Source organism: Streptomyces sp. NPDC052299 (assembly GCF_040679335.1).
GTDB lineage: Bacteria > Actinomycetota > Actinomycetes > Streptomycetales > Streptomycetaceae > Streptomyces.
On record NZ_JBFAUP010000002.1, the window covers coordinates 485,107 to 511,325 of the forward strand.

The 26,219-nt window shown below is 71.2% G+C and carries 18 protein-coding genes and 3 pseudogenes; 12 read left to right on the top strand and 9 right to left on the bottom strand.

What is annotated here, in order from left to right; translation table 11 throughout:
• The first annotated feature begins 181 nt into the window (after window positions 1-181).
• The 3 genes from AB0L33_RS05395 to AB0L33_RS05405 are packed head-to-tail and all read left to right on the top strand — an operon-like array spanning window position 182 to window position 3,479.
• On the top strand, window positions 182-1,999 hold the full coding sequence (locus AB0L33_RS05395; protein ID WP_365677843.1) for a hypothetical protein: 1,818 nt from the start codon (window positions 182-184) through the stop codon (window positions 1,997-1,999).
• Window positions 2,000-2,009: 10 nt separating this feature from the next.
• Entirely contained in the window at window positions 2,010-2,915 is a 906-nt protein-coding gene (locus AB0L33_RS05400) for a hypothetical protein (protein WP_365677845.1), read from the top strand.
• A gap of 39 nt (window positions 2,916-2,954) precedes the next feature.
• Complete coding sequence (locus AB0L33_RS05405; protein ID WP_365677847.1) at window positions 2,955-3,479, top strand: tetratricopeptide repeat protein; 525 nt, start codon at window positions 2,955-2,957, stop codon at window positions 3,477-3,479.
• 37 nt (window positions 3,480-3,516) lie between these two features.
• Here AB0L33_RS05405 and AB0L33_RS05410 read toward each other — a convergent pair whose 3' ends face one another.
• Window positions 3,517-3,852, bottom strand: coding sequence for a hypothetical protein (locus AB0L33_RS05410; RefSeq protein WP_365677934.1), 336 nt, complete (start codon window positions 3,850-3,852; stop codon window positions 3,517-3,519).
• Here AB0L33_RS05410 and AB0L33_RS05415 point away from each other — a divergent pair.
• Window positions 3,758-4,395: pseudogene (locus AB0L33_RS05415) on the top strand (DNA polymerase III subunit alpha); the annotation flags it as partial. The gene AB0L33_RS05410 and the pseudogene AB0L33_RS05415 overlap by 95 nt on opposite strands.
• Window positions 4,396-4,653: 258 nt before the next feature.
• Here AB0L33_RS05415 and AB0L33_RS05420 read toward each other — a convergent pair.
• The 6 genes from AB0L33_RS05420 to AB0L33_RS05445 form a co-directional block, all read right to left on the bottom strand.
• The gene (locus AB0L33_RS05420) at window positions 4,654-5,748 is read right to left on the bottom strand and encodes a Rieske 2Fe-2S domain-containing protein (RefSeq protein WP_365677849.1); all 1,095 of its coding nucleotides are present in this window, start codon (window positions 5,746-5,748) and stop codon (window positions 4,654-4,656) included.
• The gene (locus AB0L33_RS05425) at window positions 5,745-6,800 is read right to left on the bottom strand and encodes an NADP-dependent oxidoreductase (RefSeq protein WP_365677851.1); all 1,056 of its coding nucleotides are present in this window, start codon (window positions 6,798-6,800) and stop codon (window positions 5,745-5,747) included. Before AB0L33_RS05425 ends, AB0L33_RS05420 begins: the two co-directional genes overlap by 4 nt.
• On the bottom strand, window positions 6,797-8,440 hold the full coding sequence (locus AB0L33_RS05430) for an NAD(P)/FAD-dependent oxidoreductase (RefSeq protein ID WP_365677923.1): 1,644 nt from the start codon (window positions 8,438-8,440) through the stop codon (window positions 6,797-6,799). The genes AB0L33_RS05425 and AB0L33_RS05430 overlap by 4 nt, the downstream gene beginning before the upstream one ends.
• Window positions 8,441-8,451: 11 nt before the next feature.
• A complete protein-coding gene (locus AB0L33_RS05435) occupies window positions 8,452-10,137 on the bottom strand; it encodes an NAD(P)/FAD-dependent oxidoreductase (protein WP_365677853.1) in 1,686 nt (561 codons plus the stop codon).
• On the bottom strand, window positions 10,124-19,450 hold the full coding sequence (locus tag AB0L33_RS05440) for an amino acid adenylation domain-containing protein (protein WP_365677855.1): 9,327 nt from the start codon (window positions 19,448-19,450) through the stop codon (window positions 10,124-10,126). The genes AB0L33_RS05435 and AB0L33_RS05440 overlap by 14 nt, the downstream gene beginning before the upstream one ends.
• 127 nt (window positions 19,451-19,577) lie before the next feature.
• Entirely contained in the window at window positions 19,578-20,483 is a 906-nt protein-coding gene (locus tag AB0L33_RS05445; RefSeq protein WP_365677926.1) for a sterol desaturase family protein, read from the bottom strand.
• A gap of 1,042 nt (window positions 20,484-21,525) precedes the next feature.
• Between AB0L33_RS05445 and AB0L33_RS05450 the strand changes: the two genes are divergently transcribed.
• Window positions 21,526-21,738, top strand: a complete 213-nt coding sequence (locus tag AB0L33_RS05450) for a hypothetical protein (RefSeq protein WP_365677857.1) — start codon at window positions 21,526-21,528, stop codon at window positions 21,736-21,738.
• A gap of 33 nt (window positions 21,739-21,771) precedes the next feature.
• Here the strand turns inward: AB0L33_RS05450 and AB0L33_RS05455 are convergent.
• Window positions 21,772-21,920: pseudogene (locus AB0L33_RS05455) on the bottom strand (ATP-binding protein); the annotation flags it as partial.
• Window positions 21,921-22,066: 146 nt separating this feature from the next.
• Here AB0L33_RS05455 and AB0L33_RS05460 point away from each other — a divergent pair.
• The 6 genes from AB0L33_RS05460 to AB0L33_RS05485 all read left to right on the top strand — a co-directional run bounded on the left by AB0L33_RS05460 (window position 22,067) and on the right by AB0L33_RS05485 (window position 25,531).
• Window positions 22,067-23,026: a tyrosine-type recombinase/integrase gene (locus AB0L33_RS05460; protein ID WP_365677859.1), complete on the top strand. Its 960-nt coding sequence runs from the start codon at window positions 22,067-22,069 to the stop codon at window positions 23,024-23,026.
• Entirely contained in the window at window positions 22,969-23,124 is a 156-nt protein-coding gene (locus tag AB0L33_RS05465; RefSeq protein WP_365677861.1) for a hypothetical protein, read from the top strand. Before AB0L33_RS05460 ends, AB0L33_RS05465 begins: the two co-directional genes overlap by 58 nt.
• Entirely contained in the window at window positions 23,121-23,435 is a 315-nt protein-coding gene (locus AB0L33_RS05470; RefSeq protein WP_365677863.1) for a helix-turn-helix transcriptional regulator, read from the top strand. Before AB0L33_RS05465 ends, AB0L33_RS05470 begins: the two co-directional genes overlap by 4 nt.
• A gap of 412 nt (window positions 23,436-23,847) precedes the next feature.
• A complete protein-coding gene (locus AB0L33_RS05475; protein WP_365677865.1) occupies window positions 23,848-24,459 on the top strand; it encodes a hypothetical protein in 612 nt (203 codons plus the stop codon).
• Between the two features lie 12 nt (window positions 24,460-24,471).
• Window positions 24,472-25,080 carry a hypothetical protein gene (locus AB0L33_RS05480; RefSeq protein WP_365677867.1) on the top strand — a complete coding sequence of 203 codons (609 nt, stop codon included), beginning with the start codon at window positions 24,472-24,474 and terminating at the stop codon, window positions 25,078-25,080.
• Window positions 25,081-25,252: 172 nt separating this feature from the next.
• Window positions 25,253-25,531, top strand: a complete 279-nt coding sequence (locus AB0L33_RS05485) for a hypothetical protein (protein ID WP_266301130.1) — start codon at window positions 25,253-25,255, stop codon at window positions 25,529-25,531.
• Window positions 25,532-25,606: 75 nt separating this feature from the next.
• Here the strand turns inward: AB0L33_RS05485 and AB0L33_RS05490 are convergent.
• Window positions 25,607-25,864, bottom strand: a pseudogene (locus AB0L33_RS05490) (ATP-binding protein); the annotation flags it as partial.
• 71 nt (window positions 25,865-25,935) lie between these two features.
• Between AB0L33_RS05490 and AB0L33_RS05495 the strand changes: the two are divergent.
• A complete protein-coding gene (locus tag AB0L33_RS05495) occupies window positions 25,936-26,199 on the top strand; it encodes a hypothetical protein (protein ID WP_365677869.1) in 264 nt (87 codons plus the stop codon).
• Window positions 26,200-26,219 lie beyond the last annotated feature (20 nt).

Consider the following 26,219-nt stretch of genomic DNA (forward strand, 5'->3'; position numbering starts at 1 on the left):
GCGATGCTGGTGGCACAGGCCATTTCGAGAATCCCGCGACGCGCGATCGAAGGCCCGGTCGACCGCAGGGAATACGAACAGCGCCGACGCCCGACCGCACCCGTCGCGGATCTCGTCCGGTCGGCACCGACACCCAAGAACCGGTGGGTCATCACCGGCACCCAAAAAGGGGGTGTGCGTCATGATCGACGTCCGAACCCATGTCGTCGCCCTGTCGCAGCAGCTCGACACCCTCGCGGCCGCCCCCGTCGCCCCGGCACTCGACGCGGCCCGCAACCAGCTCGTCGACGACTGCGCCGACCACCCCGCACACGCGCGACTCGGCGCCCTGCTCGACCACGTCCTCGCCCATGCCACATCCGACGGCACCGAGGCCGAACTGCTCGAGGAAGCGGCGAAGATGTGGACGGACGGCCTCGCCCTCTACGCCGAGATCGGCAGAATCCGCGGCGAGATCGAGACGGCCCTGTCCGACCCGTCGAGCCCCGAAGCCGCGTCGAGGTTCTGCGAGGCCACCCTGAACCTCCGCCACGCCACGAGCGACGCGAAGGGCACGTTCCTCCGGATGGACGGACTCGGCAAACGCCTGCGGACCATGGCCCACATCCCGCGCCACCCGCGCCAGGAGGACGAACCCGTGTCCCAGTGGGGATGGGGAGACGTCTTCCTCGCCCGCAGGACCGACGCGCTCGTACGTACCGCGTTCGCCGAAGCCCGTACGGGAGAGACCCGCGCCCTGGCCTTCGGCATCCTGTCCGGCTACGCGGCGAACGCCACCGGCTCCGTCTACCTCACCCAGGTCGTCGGCGGACCCCGCCGCTCCCACCGGCTCCGGGACCGCATAGCCCGCAACGCCGTCGGATCGTGGTGCGGCGAGCGGTATCCGGAGGTACGGAGCTGCCGCGGGATCGCGGACTCCCTGCGCTTCGACAACGCACCGGAGGCGACTCTGCCGGGCGATACGGCGGACTTCCTCACGAGGACGCTGGGGGAGGCGTACGACCTGTCGCAGCTGAGCCCGGTGCCCGATCCGGCCCTGGGCTACGGGCGCCTGATCAGGCAGCTCGAACTCCTCGACACCTTCGTCCAGCCGCCCCCGCCGGCCCTGCCGCCCGCCTCGTTCGTCACGAAGTTCTTCGCCGACCCCGCGCACCCGCCGCAGCCGGCCGTCACCCCGGAGACGGCCACACCCCCGTACGCCCACGGGCCCGGGGTGAAACCGACCACCTACCACGGGTACGGCGGCGGGCAGGTGGGGCCGCCGACCGCGACGGACAGCACCGCCGACAGCGAGAGCGCCTGCGGCAGCTTCTGCCTGGCCGTGCTGGCGTTCCTCTGCTTCGCCGTACTGCTCGGAGGCCCGTGCTGGGACGAGTGGGGCAAGGAGAAGAGCTGCACGTTCTGGGACAAGCACGTGGCGGAGAACTGGCGGAACGCCTTCACCAGCGATCTCAGCCAGGCCGAGAAGGACGCGCTGGCCTCGCAGAGCCAACCCCTCACCGGAAGCGGCTTCGCGGCGGCCGCCAGGGTCCCCCAACTCGACGAGCTGGTCTCCCAGTTGTTCGACCTGCACGTACGCCTGTGGGAGGCACTCGGCAAGGCGGGCGCCTATCTGTCCGGCTGCGGCCTCATCTACCCGGAGGGGCGGCTGGGCTTCCCGCTCTACCACCAGTTCCTCGCCGTACCGGGCGATGCCCTGCAGCCGCACCGCTCCGAGACGGACGACGTCCGCACGTTCTACCGGTATCCGCGGACCGAGATGGAGCACCCGGTCGACTACACGAAGACCGTTCCCGTGGGCGCCGACCCGGGCATCGTCCTCACGGCCACCGGCCCCGACTGCGTACGCAGGTGGGAGGACGTCGCCCGGGGCACGCCCGGCGACACGAACCTCGACCTCGACGCGGACCGGGGCACGGCCCACCCGTGCTGGTCCACCCGCGGCTCGATCGACGACGACCCGGTGGGCGTCGGCATCCTCGCCTACCAGGACCTGTGAGGACCCAGCCATGGACACCGATCGAGGCCGGAAGCAGCAGCCGCACGAGGGAGGCAACGACCGCCCCTACCTCTACATCCACAGCTACCCGCCGCCCGACCTGCCCGATGTGGGCGAGGACCACGGCGAGCGCCCGGTCCCCAACGGCGTCTGCTGGTACCTCTGTTCGGGAATCCAGCCGCTGACCGCGTTCCAGCCAGGACAGGACCTGACCGCCCAGGTGGCCATCGGCAACTGGCAGGGCGGGAACAGCCCCTCGATGGCGTACGTCGGCCTGTGGTGGTCCAAGCCGGTGAGCGGGCCCGTCATCCCCGATGCGTCGAAGTTCATGGGGTTCTCCCCGGTCCCGGTGCCCCCGCACGGCGGCCGGGCCGAGACCACCCCCCTCACCGCGCGGATCCCGGCGAGCTCGGGCAACCACATCTGCCTCCTGGCCAAGGTCTGGCACCCGCTGGACAACGTCGCCGCCGGAGGCCTCGCGGACCCCGTCAACGACCGCCACTGGGCCCAGCACAACCTGGCCGTCCTGCCGGCCGCCCCCGCCGCGCCGGAGCCCTTCGCGTTCCTCGCGACGAACCCGACGGACGACGACGCCACATATCAGATCGGCGTCCGCCCGATGCCCCCGGAGCTGTGGGGCAACATCCCCAACGACGAGCGCCTGCGCCCGGTCGAGGCCTCCGCCTGGCTGTCCCTGAAGGACACCGCCACCGGGGAAGAGGTCCAGGCCCAGAACGAACTGACCCGCACACTTACGCTGAGCCCGATGGAGCAGCGCCACATGGAACTGCTGCTCATCGTCACCGACGAGGTGGGCAGCGAGGCCTTCGCACCCTTCCAGATCGCCCAGTACCGCGACGAACGGCCGGTCGGCGGCATCGCCGTGATCGTACGAGGCCAGGCAGGGCTCCCGTAGGATCGGCTCCCGGACTCGTACGTGAGAGGGGGCGCGGCAGTGACGACCGACGTGACGCCCGAACTGGCCGAGGCGATCCAACGCGGCTACGACCGGCGCGACCGGGCGGACATGGCACCGACGATCGCCTACTTCCAGACGCTGCTCGCCGAACACCCGGACCATCCGGTCCTCGTGTACGAGGTGGGCGGCGCCTACGACACCGCCGGCCAGGAGGAGACCGCCCGCGGCTACTACGAGCGCGCGCTCGCTCTCGGCCTCGACGGCGACGTCCTCCGCCGGTGCCTTTGCCAGTACGCCAGCACCCTCAGATGGCTGGGCGAGCTGGACGCGTCGCTGGTAGTGCTCGACCGCGCCCGCAAGGAGTTCCCCGACTCCGATTCCGTACGCGTCTTCCGCGCCCTGACCCTCAACGACGCCCACCGGCCCGACGAGGCCGTGGCCGAGTTGCTCACCGTCGTCACCACCCACGCCGAGGCCACCGACCTCGGCCGGTGGGCACCCGGCCTGCACGGCCTCGCCCAGTGGCTCGCCGACGGCCGCCCCGAGGAGGAAGAAGAGTAGGAAGTGCCGGGCCGACGCGGCCCGCACGGCAGCGGGATCAGAGCTGGGAGAGCTCGTCGATCAGGTCGTCCAGGCCCAGGGAGCCCTGAGAGAAGGCGGCCATGTGCCAGGCTTTCAGGTCGAAGGCATCGCCCCGGCGCTCCTTGGGGCTTTCCCGGCCGAGCCGCCAGGCCCGTTCTGCTGGTGCCGCGCCGATTGCCGCGATCCGTCTTTGTCGCGTAGCTTCGCGGATGACTCCAGCACCGGCGTCCGCCACAACCTGGCCCGCGCCGTTGCCGAACTCGCCGCAGGTCAGCACCGTTCCGATCACTTTCAGAGTCGGTAAAGAACGATTCCTCTCCGAGCGGCGCGCCTCACTGCCTGACATCGACATCGACGTCGAATCCGCACGCAGGCTCGATCGAGGTGTACGACCGCATCATCGAACGCTTCGGCACCGATCGGGTGGCGGTCACCGGGATTCCCGAGACCTGCCGAGCCCGGCACGCCCTGCGGGATGCCGGCCTCGCTCCGGGCATGGCCCCACCTGTCGTCGACAAAATCGCCAAGGCGTCTCCGCACATCAGGGCTTGCGGCATTGTGACGCGTTCGGCACGCTGCCCGAACTGCGGCACCTGGCTGCCGACCCCGCCTCCCACGGGCCCTGTGGGAGCTCGCCGAGGGCCTCGACAAACTGCCGCGCGGCATCACCATGCACCCCTGCGGCGTGATCCCGCCCAACGGGAGTCTGCTGGAGCGGCTGCCGGTCCAGCCCACCCCGGGCGGCCACCCGATGGTCCAGGCGGACAAGGAGGGCGTCGAAGACCTGGGCCTGCTCAAGCTCGACGTGCTGGGGGTGCGGATGCAGTCGGCGATGGCGCGTGCCGTCGCCGAGATCTGCCGTACCACAGGCCGGCAGATCGACCTCGACAACCCAGGGGACTTCGCAGATGCCCGGGCTCTGCCCTGGCCCACCGAACCAACGGATCGCCAGGGCTGTGACTCCTTGTTCCTTTCAAGAAGACCCACCTGACCGGATCATGGGTCTCCTCGGGTAAACGGCATGCCAGGGCGTCGGCCCATTCCAGGGCTCAGGTGCGAAGCGCGGTGCTGGTGGAGTGATCGAGCCCGGAGGCGGCGAAGGCTTCGCCGTCGGTCCACTCCACCCCGCCCCCGGTTCCTCGGAGCGGCCGGGCTACGTCACCCTGCTCTCCGCTTCCCCCGCCGCACCCCGCATCACCGACGACGGCGCCCGCGCCCGTAGCCGGTCCGGCGGGTAGAACTGCCGGGCCCAGTGGCGGAACGGGCCGATCGGGCCGTCGCCGCGGGCCAGCCGGGGCGGAGACACGTACCGCTTCGTTGCCCAGACCGGGAAGTCCTGGGACACGAAAGCGCAGTTGCCCCGGAACATCACACCCGCCAGCAGCCGGTGTACCGAGCCGCTCACCCAGCGGGCCAGCGGGGCCGGGAGGGCGGCCGGCTCGGCCACCTCGAAGCGGCTCGTCTGGCGCAACTGGAAAGCCGCGGGCGCGATCATCGTGGTCGTGTATACGGCACAGGTGCGCACCCCGAACCGGGGGAGCGCCGTGCACACGTGCACCCGGCTGATTCCGTTGCCCTCCAGCGTCACCTCCAGCGGACTCGCGCCCAGCAGCGGCACCCGTTCCTCCGAGCGCACCGAGATCCGGAAGGACCGCCCCTCGAAGATCGCCGGCTCGGCCACCTCCGACGCGCCCCAGCCGTGCAGCGGTGTGAAGTGCCCGATGTCCACCGTGTTCTCGACCACGTCCTGGCTGTGCCCCGCCATCTCCCACGCGGCCAACCGCGGCGCCCGCGTCCCGAGCGTGTGCCAGGGCGTGAGCTCCCAGTCCGGCGCCCGCCCGTCGTGGTGCCGCCACACGAAGACGGCGCCGTCGACCTCGCGCACCGGAAGCAGGGTCAGATCCGAGGACGGCGGCGGGGGCGTGCCGTACCCCGTCCGCGTGCAGGCGCCGTCCGGGCCGAAGGCGAAGCGGTGGAAGGGGCACAGCAGTTCGTCGCCCTCCAGCGCGCCGAGCCCGAGGTGAGCCCCCAGGTGCGGGCAGTACGGGCGCACCGCTCGCACCTCGCCGTCGCGGAGCCGGTAGAGCACCACGTCCTCGCCCTGGAGCGGCCGGGTCAGCAGCGCCCCCCGCACCACCTCCGAGGAGAACGCCACCGAGAACCAGCCGTCCGGGTACGGCAGGACTGGCTCGTGCGCGTCGGCCGGGCTCGGGCCCTCCGTGAGCGCCCGGGTGTGGCCGCGCCTCACAGCTCGACCAAGACCTTGCCGAAGGAAGCCGCGCGGTCGGTGTACAGGCTGCGGTAGGCGGCGGGAATGGAGTCGAAGCCGTGGTGCACGGTCTGCTGGTAGCGGATCTCGCCGGCGCGCACCAGTGGCCCCAGCTCGGCGTGCAGCGCCGCCCAGTTCTCCTCGGTGAACCACTCCAGCGCGAAGATCCCGCGGATCGTCGCGCGCGGGAACATGATGTACGGCAGCAGCCGGGGCCCCGTCCACTCGCCGCCGACCTGGCTCGCCCACTGCCAGCACACCGCGACCCGGCTGTCCACAGTGAGCATCGTGAAGACGGTGTCGCTCATGACTCCGCCGAGGTTGTCGAAGTACCGGTCGACGCCGTCAGGAGCCGCCTTCGCCAGGTCGTCGCGGAGCTGCGCCGGGTCCCCGCCGTGCCGGAAGACGACGACGGCGTCGAAGCCGAGCGCCGTCAGCCGCGCCGCCTTCTCCGGCGAACCGGTCGTGCCCACCACCCGCGCGCCGGCCCGCTTCGCCAGCTGCCCGACCAGCGTGCCGATCGCGCCGGACGCGCCGCTGATCAGGACCGTGTCGCCGGGCCGTACGGCCAGGAAGGTGGTGAGGGCGCCCCACGCGGTCATCCCGGCGCCGCCGAGGATGCCGAGCGCGGTGCTCAGCGGCAGCGCCTCGTCGTAGTGGGACGGGTCCAGCTTCCGGTATGCGGGGAAGACCATCGGGAACGTGCCGGTCTGCCACAACGCCCCTGCGCCGTTACTGACCAGGTGGGTGCGCCAGCCGCCGAAGCCCTGCACGAGGTCCCCGACGCGGAACATCGCCCGCGGTCCGGCTGCCAGCACCTCCATGATCGAGTCGGCGCCCATGTGGTCGCCCACCGGGGTGTCCAGGGCGATCCCGTGGAGGTACGGGTCCACGGAGACGTACCGCGTGCGCAGCAGCATCTCGTCCTCGGCCAGGTCGGTGTCGAGCTCCTCCACCACCTTCACGTACATCCGGTCCACGTCTGGGACACCGTCGTTGTGCTCGCTGACAATCCACTTGGCCGTCTTCATGGGGTCGCTCCTGCGGGTTCGATGAGTTGTACGGGGAGAGGGGCGCTGTCGTCGACGGCGGCGGTGAACGGCCGCCCGTCGTCGCGGCAGACGAAGTGCATGACGTGCCGTCCCGAGGCCGCGGCCCGGATCAGGCCACCGGTGGTGGCCCAGACGCCGGACAGATAGAAGTCCGCGAGCCCCGGCAGTCCCGGACCGTGTCGCTTGACCTCCTGCTCCACGGTCTCGCCGCTGTCCACGAACGGCTGCCAGCCGAGCACCGTGCCGTCGTAGTTGCCCGTGTAGCGGACCTGGGTGAGCGGAGTGGACACGTCCCGCACCACGATCGCGTCCCGCAACCCGGGATGCCGCTCGTCGAGGAAGTCAACGATCGTGTCCCGAACCTGCCGCTTGGCCCGCTGGTACGCGCGCCCACGTCCGACCGGCAGCGTGTGCAGCTCCTCGCCGCGGCGGATCCGGGTGAACTGTTCGGGACCGGTGCTCAGCTCCCGCCACGGCGCGATGTCGCAGAAGTACGTGGCGTACACCACGGAGGTACCCGGCGGCGACAGCTCCGGGTAGTGGCGGCTGCGGAACTGCACGTTGACGCTGGGGTGCCGGATGCCGGTGAGCCGCTCCGCGACCGCGTCCTCCAGGAGGTACGTGGTGCAGGGCTCGCCGTCCGGGAAGGGCCGGTGCAGCCCCAGGAAGACCGTGAGGTAGCCGGGGAAGACCATGTCGGGTTCCGTGATGGTCCGGGTGTACAGCTCCCGGTACGTGTCGGTGAGGTAGCGGCCCTTCAGCAGGTCGAGGAGCGTGGTGCGCCCGTCGCAGGCGGAGACCACGATGTCCGCCCGCAGCTCCCTGCCGTCGCTCAGCCGGACCCCGGCCGCCCGGTCGTTCTCCACCAGGATCTCCACGACCCTGGAGTTGTACATGACTTCGCCGCCGAGCCCTCGGTAGCGCTCCTCGACCGAGCGGGCCAGGCCCAGCGAGCCGCCCTCGGGGACACCGGCCGAGGCGTCGGCGTGCGCCGCGAGCTGGAAGTAGAACGGCAGCACGGGGAAGTTGGGATGCTTCTCGTACAGGATGAAGTTGAACGCCTCGCGCAGCAGCGGGTCCCGGAAGCGCAGCGAGTAGTCCCGCATCAGCGTGCCGATGGAACGCCGGATCACGTTGAAGCAGGGGACCAAGGACGCCAGCATCCGCCAGCGCTCCAGGCGGCCCATGAGCCCGACCGGGGTGAGGAACGGGTAGCGGGCCAGTGCCTTGCGGAAGGTCCGTAGCCCGGCGCAGAAGTCGCGGATCACGCGGGCGTCGCCGGGGGAGAGGGCGAGCAGATGCGCTTCGAGGCGGTCCGGATCGGAGTAGAAGTGGACCGCTCGTCCGTCCCGCCCGCGCACCGTGTTGAACACGTCGAAGTTGCGCATCCGCTTGCCCTGGAGCGCGCCGAGCTCCAGCCAGATCTGGTGCATCTCGTTGCCCGGCCCGCTGCCGAGCAGCCAGCTCACACAGCAGTCGAGGGTGAAGTCGCCCCGGTCCCAGGCCGTGCAGGAGCCGCCCGGGATCTCGTGCATCTCCAGCACCCTGCTGCGATAGCCGTTCATCTGGGCGTAGCAACCGGTGGAGAGCCCGCCGAGCCCTCCGCCGACGATCAGCATGGTCTTCCTGGTCATTCGGCCACCGCCGCCTTCCCGGCGTCGCCCCGCTGTTCGAGTCGTGGCAGCCGGCCCAGCTTCCCGGCATGCCACGGCCCGGCACCCTCGCTCGGCCAGGCCCGGAACTCCCGGCCGAGCTCGTCGCAGAGGAACTGGACCGCGTACCGGCCGCTGGTCGCGGCCCGGATCAGGCCGCCCATCCCGGTCCACTGCCCGGCCATCGAGAAGCCGCTCAGCCCCGGCAGCCGCATTCGGTCCCGGTCCACCAGCGCGGTCGACACGTCGTCGGCCTCGGAGAACGCCTTCCAGGCCAGGATGCTGCCGTAAGTGTTGCCGGTGTAACGCTCCGTCGTCGCCGGCGTCGCCACGTCCACCAGCTCGATCCGCTCCCTGAGGCCCGGATGACGCTCGGCCAGGAAGCCCCGCAGGAAGTCGACGACCTCCTGCTTGCGCTTCCGGTACGCCCGCCGGTCCGCCTTTCGCAGATCCTGCCAGGACCGGTGGTCGGTGAAGTACGTGCAGTGCAGCACCGACTTCCCGGCCGGCGCGAAGCCGTCGGCGTAGTCGGACCGCCGCTGCACCACCAGGCTGTGCTGGAGGCTCCCCGGCAGCGCCGCGCCCCGCTCCGGACCGAGGAGGTACGTGGTGCTGTGCGGCTCACCGGCGGGCAGCGGGCCGTCGATCCCGACGAACGCGGAGACCACCGCCGGGTACAGGTTGTCCGGCCGGTCCAGCAGCTCCGTGTACAGCCGTTCGGTGCGCGGGCTGCTCCACCGCCCCTCCAGCAGCCGGTCCAGCACCGTCGGTCCGTCGCAGGCGGCGATCACATGGTCGGCGAAGTGCTCCTGTCCGTCCCGCAGCCGTACGCCGACCGCCCGCCCGTCCTCGACGAGGATCCGCTCCACCCGGGCGCGGTAGCCGATGTGCCCGCCGAGGCCCGTGTACCGCTCCTCCACCGACCGGGCCAGACCCAGCGAACCACCCTCCGGGAAGCCCGCGTTGCCGTTGAAGGCGCAGGCCATCGTGAAGAGGAAGGGAAGCAGCGGGAAGCCGGTCAGCTCTTGGAGGAACATGTTCGGGAACGCCTGGCGCAGCAGTGGGTCCTCGAAGCGGTCCGCGAACCGGCGCATCGGCGTGGCCGCGGTGCGCCAGTACAGCCGGAACGCCGGCAGGATCGCGAGCAGCGTTCGCGTCTTCTCCGTCAGGGACTTCAGCGGCGGCGGCTTCAGCTCCCAGCGCGGGGCGAGCCCCGCGAAGCGCCTGAGGTCCCGGCAGAACGCCTGGATCAGGCGCTCGTCGCCGGGCGAGATCTCCAGCAGGTGCTTCTGGAGCCGGTCCGGGTCGTTGTAGAAGGTGACGGACCGGCCGTCCTCCGTCACCACCCGGTTGAACTGGTCGAAGTGGGTGATCCGCTTACCGTCCAGCGCCCCGAGCTCGCGCCACACGTCGTTCGCTCCGGTTCCGCGAGCCGTGCCGATCAGCCAGTCGATGCAGTAGTCGAAGAGGTAGCCCTGGCGAGCCCAGGCGGTGCAGCAGCCGCCCGGCAGCACGTGCTTCTCGAAGATCCGGCTCTCCAGCCCGCTCATCTGCGCGTAGCAGCCGGCGGCCAGACCCGACATGCCCGCGCCGATGATGATCACCCGGGGCCGCCCGCCGGGAGGCCGGGCCTCCCAACGGGGCCCGCCGTCACGCACGCCCATCCGCGGCACCTCCCGCCAGCAGCGCCCGGACCAGCTCCGCGTTCCCGTCGAGGAACGGGCCGTCGAGCATCTCGGCGTGCCGCCCGTGCCCTTCGCGTACGGTGCACCCGCCGGCAGTGACCCCGTGCCAGCTGCCGGGCTCGTCCGCCGCGAAGCGGAGCAGTTTGTCCTGGTCGGAGATCACCGCGATCGGCGCGTCGAGCACACCGAGCGACGGGTGAGCACCGCAGTGCGCCAGGTACTCGCGGGCCTGCTCCACGGTCTCCCGGGCGATGATCTCGGAACCGGTGTGCCGCCGCAGGTGGTCCGCGAGTTCCGCCTCGAACTCGGCCAGGTGTTTCTCGCCGAGGGCGACGGCCTCTGCGATCCGGTACGAGTCCATGATCAGCACGAGGTCCACCGCGCGGCCCCGCCGCTCCAGCTCCCAGGCGATCTCGAACGCGAGGTTGCCGCCGAGGGAGTAACCGAACAGCGTGTACGGCCCGCCCGGGTGCAGCTCCTCGGCCAGATCCGCGTAACGGGCCGCCTTGTCCGGACCCGACAGGTAGTTGAACGCGGCGAGGCGGTGCTCGGGCAGCCGCGCCGCGAGCTGCCGGTACACCAGCCCGTGCCCGCCCGCGGGCGGCAGGCAGAACACCGTCGCCGCCGGGTCCGCACCCGGGTTGAACCACAGGTACGGCTCGGCGCCGGGCAGCCGCCCGGTGACGACGTCCTCCAGGGTGCGCGCCATGCCGTGCAGGGTGCTGGTCCGGAACAGCCGCCCGACCGGCACGGACGCGTTGAACTCGGTCCGCAGGTGGTGGATCAGTTCGATCAGCTTGATCGAACTGCCACCCGCCTCGAAGAAGTCGTCCCGCAGCCCCGGCCGCTCCAGCCCGAGCAGCGACCGCCAGTGCGCCGTCATCCGCGTCTCGTACAGCGTCACCGGCGGTTCGTACCTCTCCGGTCCCGCCTCCGCGCGAGGCTCCGGCAGGGCGCCGAGATCGACCTTGCCATTCGTGCTCAGCGGCAGCGCGGACAGCTCCGTGAAGTGCGCCGGGATCAGATACGTCGGCAGCTGCTCCGCGAGGTGGCGGCGCAGCTCCCGGGTGTCGGCCACCGCGCCCGGCGCGGGCACGCAGTAGGCGCACAGCACGTTCTCGCCCGTCTCGTCCCGCCGTACCGTCACGCACACCTGCGCCAGATCGGGGCGGGCGGCCAGCCGTGCCTCGATCTCCCCGGTCTCCACCCGGTGGCCGCGCACCTTCACCTGCCCGTCGGCCCGCCCGAGGAGGTGCAGCGTCCCCTCCGCGTCCCAGTGCCCGAGGTCTCCCGTCCGGTACAGCCGTACGGGTTCGCCGCCCGGTTCGAGGGTCACGAACCGCTCGGCCGTCCGCTCCGGATCGCCCAGGTAGCGGTCGGCGACGCCGGCGCCGCCGATCCACAGCTCACCGGCCACCCCCGGCGGCACCGGCTCGCCGTGCCGGTCGAGGACGTACAGCTCGCTGTTGGGCAGCGGCCGGCCGACCGGCACCATCCGGCCCGGCTCCAGCCCCTCCGCCGGCCCCTCGTAGTAGGCGCTGTCGATGGTGGCCTCGGTCAGCCCGTACGAGTTGACCACCCGGGTCCCCGGCCCGCACAGCGCGACGAGCCTCCGGTGCTCGCCCGCCCGCCAGGCGTCCGAGCCGACGATCACCAGGCGCATGAACTCCAGGCCCAGCCCCTCCCGCTCGCAGTGCGCCAGCAGCCCGCGCGCCACCGACGGCACGAACTCGCCGCAGTCCACGCCCTCCGCGCGCATGGTCCGGTAGAGCCGTGCGGTGTCGAAGAGGAGGTCCCGGTCGACGAGGACCAGCATCCCGCCCGAACACAGCGCCCGGACCAGGTCCCCGGTGAACACGTCGAAGGAGACGCCCGCCATCTGCAGGTGCACCCGGGCGTCGGTGTCCAGCCGGTACTCCTGCTGCCAGGCGACGAACACCGAGGCAAGGTTGCGGTGGCTGACCGGCACCGCCTTGGGACGGCCGGTGGAACCCGAAGTGTGGATCACGTAGGCCGTCTGGTCGAGGCCCACGGCCGGCTCCGGCCGCTCCTCGGTCCCGGGCCGGTCCAGCTCGTCGAGGGTGACCGGCTGTCCCGGCAGCCGGGTCGCCTGGCCCCGCCGCCCGTCGGTCAGAACCAGAGTGGCCCCGGCGTTCTCCATCAGCTCGGCCAACCGCTCCGCCGGGTGGTCGGGGTCCAGCGGCAGATAGGCGCCCCCGGCCCGCCACACCGCGAGCAGCGCGATCACCAGCTCCGGCGACTTCGACAGACGCACCGCCACCACCGTCCCGGCGCCGACGCCGCGTTCGCGCAGCGAGGCAGCCACGCGCCGCGAGCGCTGGTCCAGCTCCCGGTAGCCGAGCCGCCGCCCGCCCGGCACGGACACCGCGACCGCCTCCGGGTGCTGCGCGGCGATCTTCCCGATCAGCTCGTGCACCGGCACGTCGTGGTCGATCCGTCGGCCTACGCCGCCGAACCCGGTAACGATCCGCTCCCGTTCCCCGACCCCCAGCATCGGCAGCCGTCCCGCCGGGCTCTCGCCCTCCGCGCGGGTCAGGCCGTCGAGGAGGTTGCGGTAGTGCGCGGCCATCCGACGGATCGTCGCCGCGTCGAACAGGTCGGTGTTGTACTTCAGCACGCAGTGGAAGCGCCCGTCGGACCGGTCCTCGTACGCGGACAACGTGACATCGAACTGTCCCTCCTCCTCGGGGAGTTCGATGTACTCAAGGGTGTACCCGAAGCGCTCCACGGCCACCTTGTGGGTGAGCAGGATGAACATCGCCTGGAAGACCGCCGAGCGGCTCGGGTCGTGCGGGAGGCCCAACTGCTCCACGAGCAGCACGAACGGGTACTCCTGATTGTCGAGGCCCCCGAGGACCGTGTCCCGCACCCGGCCCAGCAGCTCGGCCACCGACGGTTCCCCCGCCAGGCTCACGTGCAGCGGCAGCGGATTGACGAAGTAGCCGTAGACGGTGGCGAACTCCTCCTCGGTGCGGCCGGTGACCGGGCTGCCGACCACGATCTCGTCCTGCCCCGACCAGCGGTGCAGCAGCAGGTAGTACGCGGTGAGCAGCACCGTGAACACGGTGACGTTGTGCTGCCGTGCCAGCGTCTGCACCCGGGCGCTGAGCTCGTCGTCGAGCTGGAAGAACTCGGAGGCGCCGTTGTCGGTCTGCACCGGCGGGCGCGGCCGGTCGGTGGGCAGTTCGAGCGCCGGGACCTCCCGCGGCAGGTGCTCCCGCCAGTACTCCAGCATCCGCCGCGCCTCGGGCCCGGCCAGAAAGCGGTTCTGCCGGTTGAGGAAGTCCAGGTAGCGGGCCCGGACCGGGGCCAGCTCCGCCGGCCGGCCGGTGCGCAGCCCGTGGTAGACCTCGAACAGCTCCTCGATGAAGGTGAAGGTGGAGATCGCGTCCGAGACGATGTGGTGGACCGCCTTCATCAGCACCCAGCGGTCCGGGGCCCGTCGGAACAGCCGCAGCCGCACCAGAGGATCGCGCTCCAGGTCGTACGGTCTGCGGTACTCCGCCACCAGCCGGGCGCGAACCTCGTCCCAGGGCAGCCCGGACACATCGAGAAGACCGGTGTCGGCGACGGCCTCGGGCCGCACCCGCTGGACCGGACGCCCGTCCTCGGTAGTGATGTTGACGCGCAGGCTCGGATGCCGGGCGATCAGCGTCCGGAAGGCATCGAACAGCAGCTCCGGGTCGAGCTCCGCGCGCACCTCCACCGCGCCCCCGATGTTGTACGCGAAGCCGTCCGGGTTGAGCTGCCGGAGGAACCACAGGGCCTGCTGGTTGTGGGTGAGTGGGTAGCACGCCTCGTCGGTGAACAACTCCACCGCCGCCTCCGCCACCGGACCCCCGGCCGCCGCGAGCTCGGTCAGCCCCGCGTGCAGCCGCTCGGTCAGCTCGATCACCGGCCCATTGCTGAGCAGCGCCACCACCGGAAGCGAGACCCCCAGCTCGGTGTGGGTCCGGGCCCGCAGCTCCATGGCGAGCAGCGAGTCCAGACCCAGCGAGCCGAGCCGGGCGTCCGCGTCGACCAGCTCGGGCCGCACTCTCAGCACACCCGCCGCGAGGGCCGCGAACCGCTCGGCGACCAATGCCGTCCGCGCCGTCTCGTCGGCGGTGCGGAACGCGTCGAGCAGACTCCCGCCCTGCCCCGCCGGGACCTCCCGCGCCGCCGCGGCGGCGAGCGCCGACACCAGTGGCGGCGGGGTGGGATACCAGGACAGGAACACCGGCCAGTCCACCACCGCGGCCACGAGCAACTGGGCCCGGTCCTGCCCGATCACCCGCTCCAGGACCGCCATGCCTGCCTCCGGCGCCAGCGAGCTCATCCCGCGCGCGTCCCGGTAGTGGGCGACCAGCCCGAGCTCCTCGATCATGCCGGTGGCCCACGGCCCCCAGTCCAGGCTGAGCGCGGGCATACCGAGCGCCCGGCGGTGATGGGCGAGCGCGTCCAGGAACGCGTTCCCGGCCGCGTAGTTGACCTGACCGGCCGTGGTCAGCAGCGAGGCGACCGACGCGAACAGTACGAAGTGCTCGACCGGCTCGTCGCGCAGCAGCCGGTGCAGCAGGTACCCGCCATGCACCTTCGGCCCGTAGCCCGCGTCGAACGCTTCGCGGTCCAACGACGGCAGCAGGACGTCCCGCACCTGTCCCGCGAGGTGGAACACACCCCGCAGCGGCGGCAGACCGGCGGCCCGGCGCCCGGCCAGCCAACCCTCCATGGCCGCCGCGTCCGTCACGTCCACCGCGGCGACCTGCACCTCCGCGCCGAGCGCTTCGAGCTCGCGCAGGAACGCGACCCGCCGCCCCTCGGGGCCGCCCGGATCCAGCCCCCGCCACGCGCCGCGTTCCGGCACGCCGGTGCGGCCGAGCAGGACCAGGCGCCGGGCCCCGCGCCGTACCAGGGTGCGGCAGAGCAGCCGCCCCAGCGCCCCGAACGCGCCCGTGACCAGATAGGCACCGTCCGCGCGCAGCCGCAAGGGCAGCGGACGGGTCAGCCCCGTGGGCGGACGCAGCCGGCTGACGTGCCGCCGCCCGGACCGCAGCGCGATCTCGCCCTCGCCGTCGTCCGCCGTGAGCGCGCGCAGCAGCACCTCGGCCTCGCCGGGATCCCCGGCCGGGTCGAGATCGATCAATGTGCCGCTGTGTCCGGTGAGCTCCTGCTGCCACAGCACTCGGCCGATGCCCCAGGCGGGCGCGCCGAACGGCTCCACCGGCTCGCCCGGCACCACCGCCTGGGCGCCCCGGGTGACGATGTGCAGGCGCCCCTCCGGGCACGCCGCGGGCAGCACCTGGGCGAGCAGGACGAGCGAGTAGCCGCCGACCGTGCCGACCCCGTCGAGGTCCGCCGCGCCGACCGTGTCCAGCGGGGGCAGATCGAGGTTCCACAGATGGACCACGGCTCCGAATCCCGGCCCGAGTTCGTCGAACAGCCTGCGCAGATCGGCCGCCGAATCGGGTCGGACGGTCATGTGCCGGGCCCCGCTTCGGTATCGGCTGCCCGGACGGACCAGCCGGCACCGCGCGCCGCGCGCCACGGCCGCCTCGGCCATTCGCGCGCCGAGCCCGCCCTCGTCGGCGAAGACCACCAGGTCGGGCGTGGGGGAGCCGTCGGGACCGTCCCCGGTCCCGACGGTGGTCCCGCCGTCCTCCGGCGCCGCGGTTGGCGTCTCCTCCCAGACCACCTCGGCCAGCCAGCCGTCGATGGTGCCGAGCTTCACCGAGGAGGCCACCCGGTCCACCGCCGCCGCGCGGAAGCCGCTGATCCGGCCGAGCGGTGTCCCGTCCTCGGCGTACAGGGCGAGGTCGCCGACCAGTTCCTCGTCGCTCTCCGCGGTCACCGTCGCGTGCGCCCACAGGGCCCGGTCGCCGACCGCGTCCAGCCGCAGCTCCGCGATGCCGACGGGCAGCCGAATCCCGGCGGACCGGCCGTCGTCCGGCGTCATCGCGGTGAGCATGGTCTGGAAGCAGGCGTCCAGGAGCACGGGATGCGCATGGCATTCCGCGGCCCCGTCACCCATGCCCGGGGTGGGCCGGATCAGCGACAGCGCCTGGCCGGGCGCCGTCCACACCTCGTCGATCGCCCGGAACGCCGGGCCGTAGTGGTAGCCGAGCGCCGCCAGCTCGCCGTAGCACGCTTCCCGGTCGAGCCGACGCCGCGCCCGCCTCCGTACCGCGTCCGTGTCCAGCGGTTCCGCGAGCCGGCGCGGCTGCCCGGTGCGGACGACCCCGCTCGCGTGGACCGTACGGTCCGGAGCCCCGGTCCCGGAACCGGTGAGGGAGGCGATGGTGAACCCGGCCTCCTCCGGTGCGAAGGCGAGCTGGACGGTCGTCGCCTCGCCGTCGGGCAGGAACAGAGCCCGGGAGAACTCGACGTCGGCAAGGGTCGCCGTGTCGCCGCCGGTCAGGGCCCGGACCGCCTGCGCGGCCATCTCCAGGTACCCGGCAGCCGGGAAGACCGTGCTGTCCTCGATCCTGTGGTCGGCCAGGTACGGCAGCCGTTCGGTGTCCAGGCGGCTCTCCCAGGTCGGCTGCAGCGCGGAGGTCCGCCGGCCGAGCAGGGGGTGGTCCAGCCGGCCGAGCCGGATCTGCTCCACCGGCGCGGGCTCCACCCAGTACCGCTCCCGCTGCCAGGGATAGCCCGGCAGCGGCACCGGCCGCCCCGCGGGCTGGAGCACCGACCAGTCCACGTCGACGCCCAGCGTGTACAGCTCCGCGAGGGAGCGGGCGAACCGCTCGGGCTCGTTCTCCCGGCGCCGGATCGACGGCAGCGTCACCCCCTCGACCGCCCGGCCCTCCAGGCACTCCCGGATCGAGTGCCCGAGCACCGGGTGCGGACCGATCTCCAGGAACAGGGTGTACCCCTCGTCGACCAGCCGGTCGACCGCGGCACGGAACCGCACGGGCCGCCGGACGTTCTCCCACCAGTACGCGGCGTCCAGCTCCGGCCCCCGCGCACGCCCCTCGCGGGCGGTCAGATACAGCGGGAGACCGGCGGCGCGCGGCGCGATCCCGGCCAGCGCCTCGTGCAGCTCGGCCTCGATCGGGTCCATCCGCACGCTGTGGTACGGCACTTCGACGTCGAGGAACCGGGCGAAGACCTGCTCCCGCTCCAGCCGCGCGGCGAGCTCTCCGAGGGTGTCCCGGTCCCCGGACAGCGTCACCGACGCCGGGCTGTTCACGGCGGCCACCGACACCTGGTCCCGGTACGGGCGGACCAACTGCTCGGCCTCCTCCTCGGACAGGTTCGCCGCCAGCATCACGCCGGTGCCCGCGAGCTGGTGCTGGAGGGCGCTGCGCGCCAGCGCGATCCGGACGGCGTCCTCCAGGCCGTAGACCCCGGCCTGGTGGAAGGCCGCGATCTCGCCGGTGCTGTGCCCGATGACGGCGTCCGGCCGCACCCCGTGGTGTTCCCACAGTGCCGCGAGCCCCGCCTGGACGGCGAAGTTGGCGGGCTGGGCGAGCCAGGTCTCGGCCATCCGGGACTCCGCCTCGGGCCGGGTCAGCTCGTCGAGCAGCGACCAGCCCGCCTGGCGCCGGATCTCCCGATCGCAGCGCTCGACCGCCTCCCGGAACACCGGCTCGGCGTCCAGGAGCTCGCGCCCCATGCCGTACCACTGCGGTCCCATGCCAGTGAACACCCACACCAGCCGCCGCGCCCCGGGCTCCCGTAGGCGGCCCCGCACGGCTTGGGGGTGCTGCTCCCCGCGCTCGCAGGCGGCCAGCACCTCGTCCAGGGAGCCGGGCGGGCCGAGGGGGGAGTGGACGACAGCGAGCCGCTCCTCGAAGTGCTGGCGACGGTGGGCCAGGGTGTGCCCGACGTCCGTGAGGGGCACTCCGGCGGCCAGTTCGCGGCGGACGCCCGCAGCCAGTTCGTCCGGGCCCGACGCGTGCCGGGCGCTCAGCGGGAGGATCGAGCGGGCGGGCGTCCGGACCGTCGTGCGCGGCTCCTCCGGCGGGCGGGGCGGCGCCTCCTCCAGCAGGACGTGGGCGTTGGTGCCGCCGAAGCCGAAGGAGTTGACGCCTGCCCGTGCGGGTCCCTCGTGCTCCGGCCAGTCGACCGGTGCGGTCGGGATTTCGAAGGGCAACGCGGCGAAGTCGATGGCGGGGTTGGGCTGCTCGAGGTTCAGATGCGGTGGGATGCGACGGTGCCGGAGAGCCAGCGCCGTCTTGATCAGGCCCGCGACGCCGGCGGCGGCCTCCGTGTGTCCGATGTTGGTCTTGACCGAGCCGACGTAGCACCGAGCCCCGGGCGCCCGGCCCTGTGCCAGCACCCGGCCCAGCGCCCGCGCTTCGATCGGGTCGCCTACGGGAGTGGAGGTGCCGTGCGCCTCGACGTACTGGAGGCTGCCCGGTGTCACTCCCGCCTCGGTGCAGACCCGTTCGATGAGCGTGGCCTGGGCGTCGGCGCTGGGCACGGTGATGCCGTTGGTACGTCCGTCCTGGTTCACCCCGCTACCGATCACCACGGCGTGCACCGGGTCGCCGTCGCGCAGCGCGTCCGAGAGCCGCTTGAGCACCACGACGCCGACGCCCTCGGCCCGTACATAGCCGTCGGCGGAGGCGTCGAAGGCGCGGGAGCGTCCGTCGGGGGAGAGGAAGCCGCCCTTGGTCTCGGCGATGGTGTACTGCGGCGCGAGGTGCAGCAGAGTGCCTCCGGCCAGGGCGAGTTCGCTCTCGCCGCGCTGCAGGCTCTGGCAGGCCAGGTGGACCGCGACCAGGGAGGAGCTGCACGCCGTGTCGATCGAGACGCTGGGGCCGCGGAAGTCGAGGCAGTGCGAGATGCGGTTCGAGACCATCGTCATCATCGTGCCGGTCGCGGTGTGCGCGGCCAGTGTCTCGAAGCCGAGGTCGGCGAACTGCAGGATCTTGTAGTCCAGGGTGAAGGCGCCGATGAAGACGCCGACGTCCCGCCCGGCCAGTTCGGCGGGCCGCTGCCCGCCGTCCTCCAGCGCCTCCCAGGACACCTCCAGGAGCTTGCGCTGCTGCGGGTCCATTTGCTCGGCCTCGCGCGGGCTGATCCCGAAGAAGCGGGGGTCGAACTCGTCGAAGCCGTCGATGTAGCCGCCCCGGCCGCCGGTCAGCCGGCCCGGCTTGGCCCGGTCGCGGCTGGCGAGGGTCGTGGTGTCGTACCGGTCAGCCGGGGTGGGGACGAGACAGTCCCGGCCTTCGATCAGATTGCGCCAGAAGGACCGGTGGTCACCCGCGTGTCCGGGGAGCCGGCAGCCGATGCCGATGATGGCGACCTTGTCGTGGTGGGCGGCGCTGGGTGAGTCCGTCATGGTCCAATCCGGTGGAGACGACGCCTCGGTACGGGCCGGGCGGGGGCGTACGGGGGCACGACGCCGGTACGGCGCGGTACGGGGCGGGGAGGTCGCGGTACGGAGCGGGCGTGCGCCGTACGGGGGACTACGCGTTGTGGGACGGGCGGCGCACGGGGTGAAGCAGGCTGGCGACGATCGAGCCGGTCTCCGGGAACGTGGCGGGGCTCTTGACACCGACGATCGCCGGGCGGCGGTCCGGCCGCCAGGTGAAACTGCCGAAGAGGCGGTCCCAGACCGAGAGGTCCACGCCGAAGTGACCGGCCTCGGCCAAGTCGGCGCTGTGGTGCAGCCGGTGTTGCTCGGGGGTGGCCAGGACGTGGTGGAGCGGACCGAGTCGGACGTCCACGTTCGCGTGGACGAAATAGCCTTGGACGAGGGTGAAGAGCGCCACCGCGAAAAGGCAGTCGGCGGAGAATCCGAGAAATCCCAGTGTCAATTGGACCGCGCCCTGTTTGAAGGCGACATCCAGTAGGTGGTTGACGCCGTTATTGGCGACGTTCACTTTTCCCGGGACGTGATGAATTCCGTGTACCTTCCACAGCCACCGATTGGAATGCGCCCAGCGGTGGGCGAGGTAGCCGGTCAGTGAGGAGGCCAGCAGCGCGATGGGTACCTCGGCCCCGAGCGCGAGCCCGGGTCCCGTGACGGGGGTCGCGGCCAGAACGGCAGCGACGACCGACTTGCCGAGCACGGCGCCGACCATGGTGAACCCGAAATAGGCTACGTACCAGCACAGTTCCCGGCCGCTCGGGTGCCAGTCGGTCCGGTGCGGGATCAGCCGCTCCAGCGCCGCGAGATAGGCGATGGTGCCGAGCAGGAAGAGCGGGATGACCCGGCCCCGGTCCCAGTCGAAGCGCAGAACCGAGGTGAAGAGCCAGACTGCGGACAGGAGCAGAATTGGGTACGCGGCGTAGCGGAGACACTCGCGGGCGGACGCGCTCACGGTCCACGCATTCGCCGGCAGCGACCCCGCATCGGGTCGATCTTCCATGCGGAGAATCTCCATTTGCATCCGAATAGGGGGTTCGCAGAGTAGCAGCGGGCATGAGGGGCCGTGAATGAGTGGGCGGCGTCTTTTGGCCAGCATGGTAAGGGGGGCGCACGAGGGTAATTTGTAAGAAGAAGTTCTTTTCATTGTCCGGTGCTCGTGGGGCGGGGTGGAGGGCACGGGGTGCCGGCGACCGAAAGTAACGATTCCGCACTCGCGTGGGCGGCGTCGGCTATGTGGTCACGACCCGCGTGGAGAGCAGATACCGCAGGGTTCCGGGCCCGGCGGATATGCCCGAAACCAGCACCCCGTGGGAGCGCGTGCGGGGCCATGGGCAGAACGCGAGCCGTGCAACTCGGCGGCCGGACCGCACAGGAGCCCGCAAGGCGAGAATTGCCCGGGTATTCAGGCCCACCCAACCTGGCGGCCCGTCAACGTCGGAGGCGATCGAACATGGGACGGTCCCCGACCGCCGGAGACTCCCGCGTGGGCAGGGGCATTATGTGAAGTGATCTTGTCCGGTGCGCCGGGTGCGCCGGGTGAGTCGGGTGAGCCTGAGGGCGGCCAGGCGCGGCGGTAGTCGCTGGCGGCGCATAGAAGGGCCGCGGCCATGTGGGCGGCACCGTCCTGGCGGTGCACCCCGAGGGCGAGGTTGCGCACGGAGGCCATGGTGCGGGGCGGATGCCCGGTGGGACGGGGGCCAGAAGTCGGGGACGCCGCCGTTGTCGGCCCTGTTCTCGCGAAGCTGCCGCGAGGCTCTGACGGCTCAGACGGGCCGCGGGCCCGGCGTCTCGCTCTTCTGTCGGAGTACGGCCTCGGCTCCCCAGTTGCGTACGGTTGAACGTCCCCGGTTAATGGCGCGCGTCCGGGGTCCGGCCTGGGGCGAGGTCACAAGATCGTCTCTGCTGTAGGCCGTCTGACCTGGCCCTGGCAGGATGCGTGAATGCAGACCCGAAGAATGGTGGGCTGTGCCGGCCTGCTGGTTGCGCTCGTGGGATGCAGTGATTCCGGTGACGGTGCTGCAGCCCCGAGTGGAGTAGAGCGTGTGGAGGCGACGGCTTTGATGGACCCGAACTCGATCACTGTCCTGGTGACCTTCGTCGGCGGGCCGGCCGACGGTCTGACGGAACATCGCCCGCTGGCTGAAGCGACGGGCAAGGTGACCATCGATGGTGTGACCTATCGGGGCAATCCGGGGCCGCCGCCGGAGGTGAAGGACACCCCTGACGGCCTGGCCCAGGTGATGAAGCCCGAGTGAGGCACGATGGTCTCCGCCTAGGGATGGTTCTCCCTAGGCGACGTCGTTCTCTCGCTCGATGGCCATGAGGCGGTTCTTCAGCCGGTAGCTGGTCCGTTGATGGAGATGACGTCGCAGCGGTGGAGGAGTCGGTCGAGAATGGCGGTGGCCAGGACCTCGTCGCCGAAGACCTGGCCCCACTCAACTGGGGCTCGCACTTGTTCCTCGGGGAGAGTGTGCCCTGCGACCTGGCCGTTTCAGGGATCCGCGTATCTCTTTGATTGTCTTGCCGACAGCAGGGTTTTGTAGGCGCTACCTTCATTCATCAGGTGCGAGGAAGGTGTGCCGGATGGTGGAGTCGCGTCTGCGGGTGATCGAGGGCCGGACGGTGCCCGAGGTGCCCGTTGCCTGGGATCCGTGGGAGTTTCAGGCGCTATGTGTGGAGGCGTTCGTGGCCTCCTGGCGGGCCCGGGGGTTCAGCCCGGTGACGGTCGACAACGACATCGGCCTGCTGGAGCGGACGTTGAAGGCTCTGGGCCGGCCGGCGTGGGATGTCACACCTGAGGACATCGACCGCGTGGTCGGCGGTCTGGCCGTGGAGGGACGGGCGCCGTCCACCCGCCGCGGATACGTCCAAATCTTCAAGGGCTTCCACCGGTTCCTGCAGGCCCGCAAGGCCGCCGAGATCGAGGCCGCGTTCGGCGTCCGGCTGGTCTGCCCGGTGGACGAGTTCAACGCCTCGCGGCATGTCGGCGACGACTCCCCGGCCCTGCTGCCGCCGCCGACCCCTGAGCGGGTCGAGGAGTTCTTCGACTTCCTCAAGGCCCGGATCGCTACCGCCCGCAAGTACCCACCCGCCGCCCGCGACTACGCACTGTTCCGGACGCTGTATCACGCCGGCTTGCGTTCGGAGGAGGCCTCGCTCCTGGACCGCCCGGACGTCCACTTCGGCCGCGGCCCGTTCGGCAAACTGCACGTGCGGTTCGGCAAGGGCGCCCACACCTCCGGGCCCCGTCCGCGCTGGGTGCCCATGCTCGATCAACTCGATCTGGTCCTGCGCTGGTTCCTCGACGACGTCCGCGGCAAATTCCCCGACTCGCCCGCACTGTTCGCCGACGAGTCGGGCGGCCACCTGCACCAGGGCACCGTCCGCAACCGCCTGCGCTATCTGATGGAACTCGAGGGCCGTCCGGCCGGTTCAGCCCTCATGCCCTGCGGAGGGCCTGCGCGACCCACAACTACGAACGCGGAGTGGACTTGGTGGCCATCCAGCAGCTACTCGGTCACTGGACAGTCAGTTCCACCATGAGATACGTCCGGCCCTCGGCCACGTTCATCGAGGACGCTTATCGACGGGCCGTGACCAGCACGCTCGGCGAGCTCACCGGAGAGGAACCCACGCCGTGAAGATCAAGTGGAAGCTGCGGATGGCCGCCGCCCAGCGCGAGATCTGGACCGGTGCCCAGCTGCGGCGCCTCCTGGCCGAGAAAGCGGGCCTGGAACTGTCCTCCGCCTCGGTGTCGGCCCTGTTCACCAAGGAACCCTCCCAGGTGAAGATGTCCACGCTCGCAGCGTTGTGCACCGCACTGGAGTGCACCCCCAACGACCTGATCGAGGTCGACACCACCCCCGTCGAACGCCCCGCGGCCCCTCCTCGACCGGCAACCGAACTGCCCCGGGTCGCCTCGGCCCGCGGCCGGTCCATGCCGCCGATCTGACCGAAGGAGGTGTGGTCGAAGCATGGGCAAGAGGCAGCGGGACTGCGTCGGTTGCGGGGCGCCGGTCGGCTTCATCGGCCGGCAGCACTGCTGCCGCTGCACGGCCCGGACGAAAGAGGAAGCCGCCCGCGCGTCCTGCCCTGCCTGCGGGAGGTCACGCGTCCTGCAGGCCGACACCGGACGGTGCATCACCTGCTCGCGGACCTGCGCGGGCTGCGGCCGCCCGGTCCGCTCACCGACCGCCAGCCACTGCGGGATCTGCCGACGGGAAGCCGACCGGCAGGCCGCGAAGCAGGTCTGTCCGCGCTGCCAGCGGCCCGGCCTTCTACAGACCGGCACTGGATGGTGCGGCCACTGCTCGCGTCAGCGGCAGGCTAAGCAGCCTCCGCGGCAGTGCGCCGACTGCGGCCAGGTGAGACGCCATGCCGGTCTCGGACTCTGTTCGGCCTGCTGGCAGAAGCACCCCGACCGACCCTTCATCGCCGCCGAGAATCTGGCCGCACGGCTTGCCGGGCCCGTGCCCTGGCTGGGTGACTTCGCCGGCCATCTCGCCGACCGGCACTGCGCGAGCCGTGCCTGCACCATGATCAGCACCCTGGGCAGACTGCTGGACGACGAACACCCCAACCACCCCCAGGCCCTGCTGGACCGCGCCCGCCGCCCCGGCCGATCGATGGGCTCCCTCGCCCGCGCGCTCGAGGGCTTCTTCACCCAGCGCGGCCTCGCCCTTCCCACCGACCAGGCGCAACGGCTCGCCGCCGGACGCCGACGACGCCGCATCGACGCCACCCCGCAACCACTTCGACCTCAGGTCCAGGCGTTCGCCGAGTCCATGCTGCGAGCACGCGAGCGCGCCCTGAAGGCCGGCACCCTGCCTCGCACCGACAGCACCATCGAGGCGGCCCTGGCCATCGTCCGGGACCTCGCTCGCTTCCTGACCGGCACGCGCAACAAGCAGGACTGGGCCCTGGCCGACGTCCACGATGTCGAGGCCTTCCTGGCGACTACGCCGAAGGCCCGGTAACGCCGGCTGACCGTGCTGCGGCAGTACTTCCGCTTCGCCTGCTCCCGCAAGGTCGTGCTGATCGACCCCACCCGGGGAGTGAAGGCCAAGTGCCCGTCAGGGTTCAGCGGCACCACCGTCGCCGTCGACCGGCAGCGCCAGCTGTTCCGCCGCTGGACCACCGGCACCGACGCGCACCCGCACGAGGCACTGCTCGGGGTCCTGGCTCTCCTCCACGCGGCCTCCAGCAGTGAGGTCCGGCTCCTGCGAGTGGACGACCTCGACCCCAGCAGCCGCACCATCCGCCTGGGCAGACGGCCGCATCCAGTACCCATGGACCCGGCCAGCTGGTCGGTACTCCAACGCTGCCTGGCCCACCGCGCGGACCAGAGCACCGACAACCCCCACGTGATCGTCACCCGGATCACCAAGACCGGCCGGGCCCCGGCCTCAACCGCCTATGTCAGCCACCTCCTGGACCCCTGCGGCGTCCCGCCCCGAACCCTGCGAAGCACCCGACTCGCAGACCTGGTGAACACCCTCGATCCCAAGCTCGTCGCAGCAGCCCTCGGCATGGACCCTGAAGGCGTCATGATCTACCTCGCCGACCACGTCGATGCCATCCGCCTGGTGGAGCCGTGACCGCTTCAAAATCGCTGTTCAGAGCTGATCTGGGACCTGCAGAATCAGCAACATGCCGCGCTTCTTGTGTGACCGTTGCCGATGCCCGCTCACCATACCGGTCACCAAGATCAAAGTTCCGTCGCCAGTCCCACCCTCCGAGACTCCCGGCATCCGGACACGGCCACCCCGGATGCCGCGCGGCACCTATGCCCCGAACTTCCGGCTGAGCGAGTTCACCATCGACATCCCCGGCTTTGTGGTTCATCCCGACGATGTCGTCGGCACCGAATTGCACTCCGGTTGGGACCGATTGAGCGCCTGCTGCCAGGGACCCAGCGGCACCAACGGACCCAATGTCGTCTGCGGGAGCTGCGGCGCCGAGGTGGCTACCAAGCAGGCCGACTGCTTCACCCAAGACCAGGTGGTACTCGAGTCCACCGCAGTCTGCCTCTCCTTCACAGACGACTGATCACGCGACGAGTTCCCAAGCCGAACTCGTTGACATTCGGCGGCACCTCGCACGGGTTCGCCGGAACGTGTGCGCTTTGCTGAAGGTCTTGTTCGAGGTCAGGATGATGGATCCCCGTTCGTAGCGCTTGGAGATGACCTGGAAGACCAGGTTTGCCTCGGCGCGTTCGAGGGGCTGGTAGCCGACTTCGTCGACCACGAGGACGCTGGGCCGCAGGTAGGTGCCGAGCTTGCTGGTCAGCCGTCCGGTCTCCTCGGCGGTTTTGAGGTTGCGGACCATGTCGTCGAGGCTGGTGAAGTAGATTGAGTAGCCGGCCCGGCAGGCCGCAACGGAGCGGGCGGCGCTGGCAGGCATGGCTCAACCTCGACAACGCCGCTGCTCTCCTCGTTGAGGAACCCGAGTACGTGGATGACGTGAGCCTGTGGCTGGCCACCCCGGAGTTCGACGAGGCCATCGGACGTAAGCGCGCAGAGCTCGATGCGGACGTACCGGCCGACGCCGAAGGCGCTCTCATGTGGGCTTCAGCAGCCGGTCTCCAAGCCGTGGCGCAGCAGCCTCGGATCGAAGAACTGCTGCGCGCACAGGAGACCTTCGTGGAGGAGCTCTTCGACGCGCTGCTGGACGAGCTGGGCTTCCCGGAAGCTGTCCACTCCGCATCGCAGCCATAAGAAACGACGTCTTAGACGAT

What these genes read in the sequence shown, in the direction of transcription:
- AB0L33_RS05435 (WP_365677853.1), bottom strand. Translation starts at nt 10,137, where the DNA reads ATGGGCGTGCGTGACGGCGGGCCCCGTTGGGAGGCCCGGCCTCCCGGC.
- AB0L33_RS05485 (WP_266301130.1), top strand. Translation starts at nt 25,253, where the DNA reads ATGCCGCGCGGCACCTATGCCCCGAACTTCCGGCTGAGCGAGTTCACC.
- AB0L33_RS05440 (WP_365677855.1), bottom strand. Translation starts at nt 19,450, where the DNA reads ATGACGGACTCACCCAGCGCCGCCCACCACGACAAGGTCGCCATCATC.
- AB0L33_RS05395 (WP_365677843.1), top strand. Translation starts at nt 182, where the DNA reads ATGATCGACGTCCGAACCCATGTCGTCGCCCTGTCGCAGCAGCTCGAC.
- AB0L33_RS05425 (WP_365677851.1), bottom strand. Translation starts at nt 6,800, where the DNA reads ATGAAGACGGCCAAGTGGATTGTCAGCGAGCACAACGACGGTGTCCCA.
- AB0L33_RS05410 (WP_365677934.1), bottom strand. Translation starts at nt 3,852, where the DNA reads ATGTCGATGTCAGGCAGTGAGGCGCGCCGCTCGGAGAGGAATCGTTCT.
- AB0L33_RS05460 (WP_365677859.1), top strand. Translation starts at nt 22,067, where the DNA reads ATGGTGGAGTCGCGTCTGCGGGTGATCGAGGGCCGGACGGTGCCCGAG.
- AB0L33_RS05430 (WP_365677923.1), bottom strand. Translation starts at nt 8,440, where the DNA reads ATGCTGATCGTCGGCGGAGGGCTCGGCGGGCTCTCCACCGGTTGCTAC.
- AB0L33_RS05400 (WP_365677845.1), top strand. Translation starts at nt 2,010, where the DNA reads ATGGACACCGATCGAGGCCGGAAGCAGCAGCCGCACGAGGGAGGCAAC.
- AB0L33_RS05445 (WP_365677926.1), bottom strand. Translation starts at nt 20,483, where the DNA reads ATGGAAGATCGACCCGATGCGGGGTCGCTGCCGGCGAATGCGTGGACC.